Annotated in this window: 6 protein-coding genes and 1 pseudogene; 3 read left to right on the plus strand and 4 right to left on the minus strand. The window is 38.7% G+C overall.

All coding sequences use genetic code 11. The features are described 5' to 3' along the window. Window positions 1-2: 2 nt before the first annotated feature. Both GQR39_RS06080 and GQR39_RS06085 read right to left on the minus strand, forming a co-directional pair. Entirely contained in the window at window positions 3-1,493 is a 1,491-nt protein-coding gene (locus GQR39_RS06080) for a tryptophan halogenase family protein (protein WP_165735100.1), read from the minus strand. Between the two features lie 109 nt (window positions 1,494-1,602). Then, the gene (locus GQR39_RS06085; RefSeq protein ID WP_165735101.1) at window positions 1,603-4,386 is read right to left on the minus strand and encodes a TonB-dependent receptor; all 2,784 of its coding nucleotides are present in this window, start codon (window positions 4,384-4,386) and stop codon (window positions 1,603-1,605) included. Window positions 4,387-5,048: 662 nt separating this feature from the next. Here GQR39_RS06085 and GQR39_RS06090 point away from each other — a divergent pair. Next, entirely contained in the window at window positions 5,049-6,671 is a 1,623-nt protein-coding gene (locus tag GQR39_RS06090) for an alpha-glucosidase family protein (RefSeq protein WP_165735102.1), read from the plus strand. 130 nt (window positions 6,672-6,801) lie between these two features. Beyond that, window positions 6,802-8,036, plus strand: a pseudogene (locus GQR39_RS06095) (IS3 family transposase). A gap of 35 nt (window positions 8,037-8,071) precedes the next feature. Here GQR39_RS06095 and GQR39_RS06100 read toward each other — a convergent pair. Next, window positions 8,072-8,617: a TIGR00645 family protein gene (locus tag GQR39_RS06100; RefSeq protein ID WP_007582598.1), complete on the minus strand. Its 546-nt coding sequence runs from the start codon at window positions 8,615-8,617 to the stop codon at window positions 8,072-8,074. A gap of 239 nt (window positions 8,618-8,856) precedes the next feature. Between GQR39_RS06100 and GQR39_RS06105 the strand changes: the two genes are divergently transcribed. Continuing rightward, window positions 8,857-9,099, plus strand: coding sequence for a hypothetical protein (locus tag GQR39_RS06105; RefSeq protein WP_007582596.1), 243 nt, complete (start codon window positions 8,857-8,859; stop codon window positions 9,097-9,099). Between the two features lie 316 nt (window positions 9,100-9,415). Here the strand turns inward: GQR39_RS06105 and topA are convergent, their stop codons facing one another. After that, window positions 9,416-12,124 (minus strand): type I DNA topoisomerase, encoded by a 2,709-nt coding sequence (gene topA, locus GQR39_RS06110; protein ID WP_165735103.1) that lies wholly within the window; start codon window positions 12,122-12,124, stop codon window positions 9,416-9,418. Window positions 12,125-12,174 lie beyond the last annotated feature (50 nt).

Below are 12,174 nucleotides of genomic sequence, written 5' to 3' on the forward strand. Positions count from 1 at the left end.
TGTTATACCTTTTTAATGCTGGCTAAAAAATTCTGGTGAGTTGGTAGCTGCGCAACTGTTGAGTTTATCAATGTTTTTAAGGTAGTGAATAAATCACTCAGTTGATCATCACTTAGCGAATCAACAATATTGTTATAGTCATCAGGGATAAGCCCTTGCCCTATCATGACTTGCTGCCAAGCAACTTCAGCGAATAGTTCATCATCTTCCCGCACTACTTTGCCTGTTTGTTTAAATAAACTCAGTTTATGGGTAAGGGAATTTGGTATATCCATTTGCATGCATTGACGCCAAAACGGGGTATCTTCTCGCTCGGTGAGTTTATAATGCAAAATAATAAAATCGCGTATATGCTCTATTTCAATAACGCTTTGTTTATTAAACTGCGTTACTAACGCATCGCTAATGCCATTATGTGGAAATAGTTTAATTAAGCGTGTAACCGCAGTTTGAATTAAATGAATACTGGTTGACTCAAGCGGCTCTAAAAATCCACTTGATAAACCAACCGCGACCACGTTTTTATGCCACTGCTTTAAGCGCCGACCTGTTTTGAATTTTATAATACGGGGCTCTGTAATTGACTCAGCGGGTAAGCTTTTTAGCAGTAACTGCTTAGCATCATCATCTGACAAGTATCTACTGCAATAAACAAGGCCATTGCCAATACGATTTTGCAGTGGTATTTGCCATTGCCAACCAGCACTATGTGCAATAGATCGCGTATAAGGTTTTAGCTCATTGGTACTTTGCGTTTGAACAGCCACTGCACTATCACATGGTAAGTAATGAGACCAATCAATAAACCCTGTATTAAGTGTTTGCTCAATTAACAAGGCACGCAGCCCGGTGCAATCTATAAATAAATCACCACTAATTTGACTATCGTTATTAAGTGTTAGGCTTTTAATATTGCCTGTATCGCATTGTTCAACATGGTCTATTTTTGCATCTATATGTTTAACACCGCGCGATATAGCCAACTTTTTTAGATATTCAGCGTAAAGCGTCGCATCAAAATGATATGCGTAACTCAGCCCAGGTAGTTGAGTATTTGGGATGGTATTTAAAGGGGCAAACCTATGCTGTTTAGCCGCTTGGTAATTGAGCGAAAAATCCCATAGTTCGTCTTCGCAGCCCGTAACTTGGCCTTTTAACCAAAAATTATAAAAATCACAAAAGGGAAAATCTTTACCAAACGAGCCAAACGCATGCATGTAGCTATGCGATTGGGTTTTCCAGTTTTCGAACTCTATACCTAATTTTATTGAAGCATTAGTGGCATTAATAAAATCTTGCTCGTTTATACCCAGCGCGTTATTAAGTTGAATAATAGGCGGTATTGTTGCTTCACCCACTCCTACCGTACCAATAGCTGATGATTCTATTAGTGTGATATTAATTACTTTACCTAACACTTTATTAAGCAGTGCTGCTGTTATCCAGCCTGCGGTACCACCGCCTGCAATTACCACGTGTTTTATTGGTTTCATATTATTATCCACGTTTTATTAAATTTAAGTACGGTTAAAAAGTTAGGTAAACTAGCTATAAAAAAGCCCCTGTAACACAAATTACAAGGGCTTCTACACACAGCTTTTATTATAGCTTGTAGCTAAAGCCTAACAAGTAAGTGCGACCGTAATCTTGGTAATCACGTACTTGTAAAGCATTGTCGCCTGAAAGCGACGTAAACGGTTCTTCGGTTAGGTTTTGTACTTGGAACTGAATTGATAAACCTTCAAGGCTCTCTATACCTGCTTCACTAAAGTCGTAACCCGCTTGAACATCCCAAATAGTTTCACCTAAAATATCAACTTGTTCCGTATCAAAGCCTAAACCATATACATCGCCTTTAAAGGCACTGCGTTTGCGCATACTGGTACGTAACTGCATACCATGCATTTCGTAGTAAACCGTTAAGCTTTGAATTTTATCTGAAAGACCAGGTAGTTCGTAATCGTTACCGTTTTGGTCCTCAATATCAGACTCAATACCAGTATGGCTGGCAATTAAACCAAAACCTTCAAGAGACGGATGGAAAATTTTAAATGGTAATGCCAGTGACAGCTCATAACCATATAAATCGCCACCGCCGCCATTTATTTTACCACTGCCAGTACCCGATGATGTTGCTGGTAATTCTCCGGTAGATGGATCTGCAACACCCGACATATCAATTGCGTAAGTACCGTCAAAAATCCACTGAGTTAAATCTTTATAGAAAAACGCTGCAGAGAAGTAACCCTCATCACTAAAGTAATTCTCGTAAGTAAAATCGTAGCCTGTTGCTTCTTTAGGCTCTAAATTTGGATTACCACCCGATACAGACCAATAGTTACCATTTTCATCTGGCGTTTGATTATATGACGCATTAACTGATGAATTCATTTCATCTAAGCGTGCACGAGAAATTGTTTTAGCAGCACCAAAACGTATCGTTTGTTGCTCATCAATCGCAAGTGACAGGTTTAAGCTAGGTAATACGTGTGAGTAATCATGACTTATGTTTGTAGGTGATGTAACCACCACACCATCAACAGTACTAAATGCATTACCTTGTGATGATTGATCAGTTTGTACATAACGCACGCCCACGTTACCCGTTAATGCAAGACCGCTTACTTCAGCATTAATATTTGCTTGAACAAATGCAGAAGTAATTTCTTCTTTTACAGTCCACGATTTCGTCGCATGACTTGTATTTGTTAAGCTCTCTGCAAGTAAGTCGTAATAACCATCGTTAACTAAGCCATTTACGTCATAAGCAATCATATCGCCCATGCCTATAAAGCCTAGGTCAACACTTCCGTTACGGTACTGTTCTGGCACGCTAAGCATGCCTGGGTTATCAAGCGAAAAGCTAGATAACGTCATAAAGTAACCTTCTGAAACTTTTGTTTTCTCACGTTCTTTGTAAGACATACCAAATTCAATAGAGCTTATGTACTCGTTTTCTAATACCTTTGAAGCCGCTATTTTTAATGTTGATAATTCATCTTCAATGGTCGGTGCATTAATAAAACCATCTTGCGCTTGGTTTTCATACTCAGTGCCAGTCAAACCATATTTATCGTTAAGTGCAGAGCTTGCACCCCACGATAGTGGGCCACCTAATTGTATTAAACCATAATCGCTATAATCTAAATCATGTGAAAAAGTAGCTCCAGTGTTACCACCATTAAATGTGTAACCCAAGTTATCTGCTACACCGCGAGCATCACCACGACCAGTGCCTGAATAGCTTTCAACACTCCATATTTTGCGCTCTACTTGTGAGTAACTTGCATCAAACTCAACTGACCATGAATCGTCAATATCGTATTTAGTATTAAAACCAAAGGCTGTAAGTTCGGCTTCGCGTTCTTCATAATCGTTACGAACTACAACACGCTGACCTTGTGTTACTGCACTTGTTATAAAGCCAGATGCTTCATCAACTACAACACTATTTGGATCAATACTACCTTGTCCCCATGCAAATGGAACTTCAATACCGCGTAGAATTTTTTCATCTGTAAAATCTACATATAACGCATCAAACGTCATATTTAATTTATCTGTGGGCGCCGCTTCTAAAACAAGCATTGCCGAATCACGCTCAAGCGTTGATGAACGTACGTAAGGTTTAGCACCACCTAAAATTGAATAATCGTTACCATTTTCAGTGAATTCTGGATAACCCCATGAGTTCCAACGTTTTTCTTGATTTGGTGAACTCATGGTGTTTAGTGCAAATGCAACACCAATGGTATCGTCTGCAAATTGATCAATGTATGAAATAGTGCCTCGGTAACCGTCGTCGTTGCCGTCAGGGTTTAATTTACTAAAGCTGGTTTGCTCATACTGTCCATTTACTTGTACAACACGTTCGCCTTTGCTTAAAGGACGAACTGTTTGCATATTAATAACACCAGCAATACCCTCAGCATCAATACTTGCATTTGGCGTTTTATAAACAGTTACACCGCTCATTATTTCTGATGGGTAAAGGTCAAACTCTACACCACGGTTATCACCAATCGATACTTGTTCACGACCATTAAACGTTGTGCCACTTTCATTCTCGCCAAAACCACGAATAGAGACACGACTTGCTCGGCCGTCTAAGCGCTGAGCTGTTAAACCGGGTAAACGCGCAATCGATTCAGCAATTGAAGAATCTGGCAATTTGCCAATATCTTCAGCCGATATAGATTCTACAACCTGTGTAGAGAAGCGTTTTGTGTTAATAGACTCAACCACACTGCCACGAAAGCCTTTAACTTCGATAACTTCTACATCATCTTTTTTTATTGTATCTTCTTGAGCAGCCTGTGTAGCAAAGCTCGATAAGCCTGCAGCTGTTAATGCCAAAGTTAATATACTTGGTTTGAACATAGACATAATGTTTTCCCGTTACCCATATTGTGATACCCGCGTTCAATGTTTAAGTGATAGTTAAACAAGGCGAGCTAATTTTGTTGTCAGGATGAATATTAACGCCAGATTTATTTTATTAACAACTTTATGCATACGTATTCAACAATTTCAATGTAGCCTAACATTAACACACATTACACACGTTCACTTTTAACCAATTGATTTTATTCGGAATAATGTAGATAAAAAACACAAGACAAACATCAATAGTCAAATCAATTCTATTGAAACTTAATGGCACTTTTACTTAAATGTAAACAAGGTGAAATTAATTATCACTGTCAAATAACGTTTAAATTATTCCACATTTACCAAGCGTTAAATTGGTCAGACCATTTCATGTAGATCCTGGGATATATTTCCCTTACAGTACAATCTGTTAGATTCAATTTAACTAATAAATCAATGACTGACGTAATTGGTAAACAATAGATACGCAAAATGAACGCTACTAAAGCCACTCTAACCACTTATTTTTAATAAATTTATTGCATTATTTTTAGTGCATACGTATGCAGACTTTTTACAGGATTAAAGGCTTCACGTATGCTTTTTGCAAATAACGTGATTAATCGTAATCACAATAAAGAATAGTCTAAATACTGTGTGGAATGACGGAGAAAAGCATGACCCAAAAGCAGTGGTATAAAGGTGCGGTTATTTATCAAGTTTATCCGCGTAGCTTTCAAGATAGCAACAGCGATGGTATTGGTGATTTAAAAGGGATTATTAATCGTATTGATTACATTAAAAGCTTAGGCGTTGATGCAATTTGGATTTCACCTTTTTTCAAATCGCCAATGAAAGACTTTGGCTACGATATTAGTGACTACCGTGACATTGACCCGCTTTTTGGTGATTTAAACGATTTTGATGAACTTATTAGCCAAGCCCATGATCGCAATATTAAAATTATAATTGACCAAGTACTAAGCCATACATCAGATCAACACCAATGGTTTACAGATAGCCGCGAAAATCAAAATAACGATAAAGCGGATTGGTATGTTTGGGCTGAAGCCAAAGATGACGGCACAGCACCTAATAATTGGCTGTCTATTTTTGGTGGTAGCGCATGGCAGTGGGAACCTCGCCGTGGGCAATATTATTTGCATAACTTTTTAACCGAACAACCCGATTTAAACTTTCATAATCCTGACGTAAGACAAGCTGTACTTGATAACGTAGAGTTTTGGCTTAAAAAAGGCGTAGATGGCTTTAGATTAGATGCTATTAACTTTTGCTATCACGATGCACAACTTCGCGATAACCCAGCTAAACCAAAAGATAAGCGCCAGGGTCGTGGTTTTAGTGAGGATAACCCATACGCATTTCAGTATCATTACTACAACAACACTCAGCCAGAAAATATTGAGTTTATGCAAGACATTCGCACATTACTTAATAAATACCCAGGTACTGTATCGCTTGGCGAAATCTCATCAGAGGATTCATTAGCGACAATGGCGCAGTACACCCAAGGTGGCGATAAGCTGCACATGGGATATAGCTTTGAGCTCTTAACAAATGATTATTCAAGTGAATATATTAGAACTACGGTTCAAACTCTTGAACAACGTATGACTGAGGGTTGGCCGTGTTGGGCATTTAGCAACCATGATGTAGAGCGCGTAGCGAGTCGCTGGAGCGAAAATGGCATAATAAACCCTCAGCAATGTAAAATGCTAACCGCCCTACTTGCTTCCCTTCGTGGCAGTGTATGTATGTACCAAGGTGAAGAACTTGGTTTAGGCGAAGCATCTGTTGCCTTTGAAGACTTACAAGACCCATATGGCATTACATTCTGGCCTAATTTTAAAGGGCGTGATGGCTGTCGAACGCCAATGCCTTGGGAGCAAATTGATTCATCTCATGCTGGTTTTAGTGATGTGAAACCTTGGCTACCCGTTGATGATGCACACAAACAACAATCAGTTGCGATGCAAACAAATGATAGTCACTCAATTTTAAACGCCTACCGTGAATTTATGGCGTGGCGAAAAAAGCAAACAGTTTTACTTGAGGGTGATATTGAGTTTATTGAAACGCCTGAGCCTGTGCTTGCTTTTTATAGAACGCTTGGAACGCAAAAGATGCTTTGCCTATTTAATCTAAGCTCTCAACAAACAAATATTGATATGCCGACATCAATCGTTAAAGAATATAATGAGCTTAGCCACCACAGCGCAAAATTAAGCCAAGACAGACTAACGCTTGAGCCTTTCGCTTGCTTTTATGCAGAGTGTTAATGACATCAATAATTACACTTAATGTTACAGCTAAGCTCTAAACATAAAAAGCCCAAGTAAATTACTTGGGCTTTTTTGTGCATTTAATTGTCTTGTCCTGAAATGTGTTTACACATTTAGGACTTATTTTATGAAAACCACTAAAACTAAAGACGTCAAGCGTACTCAACGAGATTATACATTGGGCTTTAAATTATCCATTGTTGAGCAGGTAGAAAAAGGCGACTTCACGTATAAACAAGCGCAAAGTCATTACGGCATTCAAGGTCGTAGTACCGTTCTGGTATGGCTGCGAAAACATGGTAAATTAGATTGGTCTAAACCAACTTATATAGCCAACATGCCTAAATCGAAAGAAACCCCTGCACAAAAAATTAAACGTTTAGAGCGTGAGATAGAAGACTTACGCCTAAAGGATTTAATCAAAGATGAAATGATTAATATAATGGATGAAGAATACGGAGCGGGCTTGCGAAAAAAGTACATATCCGAGCTATCACGCGCGCAAAAGAAAAACAGCAAGTAAAGCTTACTTCGTTATGCCGTGCATATGGCATAACGCGACAAGGTTACTATCAAGCTATGCGCAGAATAGATGCTCGGAATAAAGCGTTAGAGCCTGTCAAGGAATTAGTGATGTATTGGAGGCAATTCATGCCTCGTATTGGTGGGAAGAAACTTTATCTGATGATCAAACCAGAGCTGCAAGAGCGTGGTATTAAACTAGGCCGTGATTGTTTTTTTAATTATTTGAGAGAGCATGACTTTCTTGTAAAACCAAAGAAAAATTACACTAAAACAACAAACAGTAACCATTGGATGCGCAAGCATCCTAATTTACTAAAAGAGTACAAACCTACTGCGGCCGAGGAAGTCTTCGTTAGTGACATTACCTACGTTAAGTCAGCGCAAGGCGTGCATTACCTGTCGTTAGTCACTGATGCTTATAGTCGAAAAATAATGGGTTATGAGCTCAGTGATGAAATGAAAGCAACCGATGTAGTCAAAGCGTTAGAGATGACGATTAAGCAACGCGTGTATAAACGTGATGCCATTCATCATTCAGATAGAGGTTTACAATATTGCTCTGAAGTATATCAAAATGCGCTATTAAAAGAGGGAATTAGGCCATCTATGACCGATGGATATGACTGCTATCAAAACGCATTAGCTGAGCGTATTAACGGGATATTAAAACAAGAGTTTCTACTGTATAAATGTCGCAATATGGCAGAATTAAAAACAGCTCGTTGAAGAATCGATATTTATATACAATGAAATGCGACCGCACTTGAGTTTGGATATGAAACACCAAATCAAGTGCATAAAAAAGACCTGGCGCTTTCGCACCAAGTCTTTCATTAAAACCGTCAACCTATTTCAGGATGGGACAAATTTTTCTAATGACTTTGGGTTTTACTGTTTAAGTAATCAGTTAAAGCAAATAAAACGCCTGACATTACAAACGTGACATGAATAGTCACTTTCCAAAGTAGCTCATCACTTGGATATGCACCTGAGTTAATAAAAACTTTTAATAACTCAACAGCAGAAATAGCCACTATCGCACTTATTAATTTCATCTTTAGACCTGAAAAACCAACTTTTCCCATCCAAGATGGTCTGTCTTCATGATTATCAATATTAAGCTTAGAAACAAAGTTCTCGTAACCGCTAAATGTAATGATCAGCAATAACCCCGCTAATAATGCCGTATCAACTAAAGTTAGAATACCGACAAGTAACTCTTGATTTGTTGCTGTAAATGTCGCAATACCCATTAAATAAAGCTGCTTAAAAAACTTTATTAACAACAGTACAACTGCAAATAGTAAACCCACAAAAAATGGGGCTAGTAGCCAACGCCCTTTAAAAATAAAAGATTCTAATGCATGCTCTACTTTATTAGCTTGGCGTGGTTTTTTATTAGGGGTGTGTGATGACATTGATTTGTCTTTTAATTAAAAAAGCGACCTTAGCTTATAAACCACTGCAACACAATGCTGCGAAATCCTGACAAGTAAATTACTCATCCTCACGATAAAAAAATTTCGTTATCTTTTATTTCGTTTTCGTTTAAAAATCAGTATACCAACAGAGTTGTTCTGGATTGGGCACTACTGATTTAAACCTAATCTTAAACTGGGTAAATCAGTCATCACACCATTTTTTTAGGAATAAACGAATGAAAAAAGCATTGCTAGCATTAATCGTAGCTCCACTATTTGCAGTATCTGCGACTTACGCGGTAGCAGACGATGCGCCAACAGCTTCAGCCGAAATGGTAAAAGAATACACAGAAATGTGTGTTAACTGGGCTAAAGATGATGACGTAAGCAATGAAGAGCTAAATGCCTACGTATTAAAATGCGTAAATGATGAGCTTGAATCTGAAGGCTATAAAAAAGTATCTTCTGTTAAGATTTAATCATACCAATTGCATTAAATTAGTGATCTATTTTAGCGCTAAGAAAATAGCTCAATAGCAAGTGAAATAGCATGACATATAGTTGTTTTATATGAATGTTTTTTAACGCAGTGAGTGGGTTATTTAGTGCAATATAATGACCATTTTTTAATAAAATTGGTATCTCCAATACGCTTAGTTGAATGTACTGCTAATAAAGCCGTTGCGAAAACATTTAACTAGGCACAAAAAAACCGGAATAGACACAAGCTGTGCATTCCGGTTTTTTTATGGTTTTTTAAAACCTATAAAAAGTTATGAATAAGCGATAACGTGCTTATTCATCTTCTTTTTTAGCTTTCGCTTTAGGTTTTGCTTTAGCTGGTGCCTTTTTTGCAGCAGCTTTCTTTTTAGGTGCTGCCTTTTTCTTCGCTTCTTCTGTCCATTTACCTGCTTCATAATGAGCAGTCCAGCCAGTAGCTTTACCGTCAACTTCAGTCATAACATACTGGGCTTTATTTTTACGGCTGTAGCGTACAACAGCAAGATTACCATCAGGATCTTTAGCAGGTGCATCTGCTAAGTAATAAAACTTAGGCGAGATACGGTCTCTAAAGCGTTTTAACTCTTCTACCTTAGGTGCACGTGTTTCACGAGACTTAGGAAAAGTATTTGCAGCTAAGAATATACCAGCGGCGCCATCACGTAATACGAAATACGCATCTGACTTTTCACACTCTAACTCAGTAATGTGAACAGGATCTTCTTTTGGTGGAGCAGCTTCGCCACTTTTAAGTAGTTTACGTGTGTTTTTACACTCGTCATTATTACAGCCAAAGTACTTACCAAAACGACCCGATTTAAGTTCCATGTCAGAGCCACATTTATCACATTCGATAATTGGTCCGTCATAGCCTTTAATTTTAAAGGTGCCTTCTTCAACAATATGCCCTTTACATGCGGGGTTATTACCACACACATGTAATTTACGGGTTTCGTCGATTAGGTATGAATCCATTGCAGTTTCACAAATAGGACAACGCTTCATCTGCATTAACTTTTCAGTTTCGACATCTTCTACATCAGCTGCAACTGCTTCATCACCCGACACCAAGTTCATTGTTGTAGTACAACGCTCTTTTGGCGGAAGGCTGTAACCAGTACACCCTAGGAAAACACCAGTTGATGCCGTTCGTATACCCATTTTTCGGCTACACGTAGGACACTCAATATCAGTTTCAACCATCTCGTTAAGACGCATACCACCGTTCTCTGGCTCGTCTTTAGCAACAGTTAATTGCGTTGAAAAATCAGCATAAAACTTATCTAGAACTTGAGTCCATACACGCTCGCCTTCAGCGATATCATCTAAACGGCCTTCCATTTTAGCTGTAAAATCAAAGTTCATTAAATCAGTGAAGTTTTCAACCAAGCGATCGGTAACTATTTCACCCATTTTTTCAGCAAAGAAACGGCGGTTTTCTACACGTACATAACCACGATCTTGAATCGTTGATATAATTGACGCATAAGTAGATGGACGACCAATACCGCGTTTTTCAAGCTCTTTTACTAAACTTGCTTCACTAAAGCGCGCTGGCGGTTTAGTAAAATGTTGCTTAGGATCAAGTTCGATTAAAGTAAGGACTTCACCTTCTTTAACAGCCGGTAGTGATTGATCTTCTTCGTTTTTCTTACGTATTGCAGGTTGTACTTTTGTCCAACCATCAAAACGGAGCACACGGCCTTTCGCTTTAAGCTGGAAGTCGTTAGCTGCAACAGTTAGTGTTGTTAAATCGTATTCAGCAGGTACCATTTGGCACGCTACAAACTGACGCCAAATTAGCTCGTACAGCTTTTTAGCATCGGCGTCTACACCTTCAATATGACCAGATAACACGGTAACGCTTGAAGGACGTATTGCCTCATGCGCTTCTTGTGCATTGCCTTTAGAGCTGTAGCTAATTGGATCTTTTGGTAAGTATTTAGCACCAAACTCGTTTGTTAAATACTCACGACACATTTCAACGGCATCTTTCGAAAGATTAGTTGAATCGGTACGCATATACGTAATATAACCGCCTTCATACAAACGCTGAGCAAGCATCATGGTCTTTTTAACGCCATAACCTAAACGTGTACTTGCCGCTTGCTGCATGGTTGAAGTAATTAATGGCGCACTTGGGCGACTTTTACTTGGTTTTTCTTCAACACTAATTACTTTGTATTCTGCATTCTCAAGGCTTTTAACCGCTGCGCTAGCCTGAGCTTCATTTACAGGCTTAAAAGGCTTTCCTGCCTGTTTGGCTACTTCTAAACGTAACTCAGACTCAGTATTTTTAACGTCAGCGTGAATATCCCAAAATTCTTCAGGGATAAACGCCTTAATTTCACGCTCACGCTCTACTAATAAACGTACCGCAACAGACTGAACTCGTCCTGCAGAAAGTCCGCGGGCCACTTTAGCCCACAATAGAGGTGAAACCATAAAGCCAACAACACGGTCTAAAAAGCGACGTGTTTGCTGAGCATAAACCATATCAGTATTAAGCTCGCCAGGTGTTTCAAACGCTTGCTGTATTGCGTTTTTAGTAATTTCGTTAAAAACTACGCGCTTATACTTTGAAGGTTCTCCACCAATGATTTCTTGAAGGTGCCAAGCAATTGCTTCCCCTTCTCTATCCAAATCCGTTGCGAGATATATTTGGTCTGCATTTTCAGCCAGCTTTTGTAATTCTTGAACAACTTTTTCTTTACCAGGCAGTATTTCGTAATGCGGATCCCAGCCTTGGTTTGGGTCAATACCCATACGCGCGACTAAGTTTGTATAATCTCGTTGCTTTTTATACGCTGCTTTCTCTTCAGGTTCCATTTTACGAACTTCTGCTGGCGTTTTAGTTGCCGGCACTTTAGCTTTGCTCGAACCTGAAGTAGGTAAATCTCGTACATGTCCAATACTGGACTTTACGATGAAGTCATTACCTAAATATTTATTAATTGTTTTAGCCTTAGCAGGAGACTCTACAATTACTAGCGATTTGCCCATAGTTGCCTATTTCTAACCAAATATTAAAAATGTGTTTTGCCGACATAAGC

The sequence above is a fragment of the Pseudoalteromonas sp. C8 genome, assembly GCF_011378685.1.
In the GTDB taxonomy this organism is placed as follows: Bacteria; Pseudomonadota; Gammaproteobacteria; order Enterobacterales; family Alteromonadaceae; genus Pseudoalteromonas; species Pseudoalteromonas arctica.

Bases quoted from the DNA above. Each gene is read 5' to 3' on its own strand.
- GQR39_RS06085 (WP_165735101.1), bottom strand. From the start codon at position 4,386: ATGTCTATGTTCAAACCAAGTATATTAACTTTGGCATTAACAGCTGCA.
- GQR39_RS06100 (WP_007582598.1), bottom strand. From the start codon at position 8,617: ATGTCATCACACACCCCTAATAAAAAACCACGCCAAGCTAATAAAGTA.
- GQR39_RS06090 (WP_165735102.1), top strand. From the start codon at position 5,049: ATGACCCAAAAGCAGTGGTATAAAGGTGCGGTTATTTATCAAGTTTAT.
- topA (WP_165735103.1), bottom strand. From the start codon at position 12,124: ATGGGCAAATCGCTAGTAATTGTAGAGTCTCCTGCTAAGGCTAAAACA.
- GQR39_RS06105 (WP_007582596.1), top strand. From the start codon at position 8,857: ATGAAAAAAGCATTGCTAGCATTAATCGTAGCTCCACTATTTGCAGTA.
- GQR39_RS06080 (WP_165735100.1), bottom strand. From the start codon at position 1,493: ATGAAACCAATAAAACACGTGGTAATTGCAGGCGGTGGTACCGCAGGC.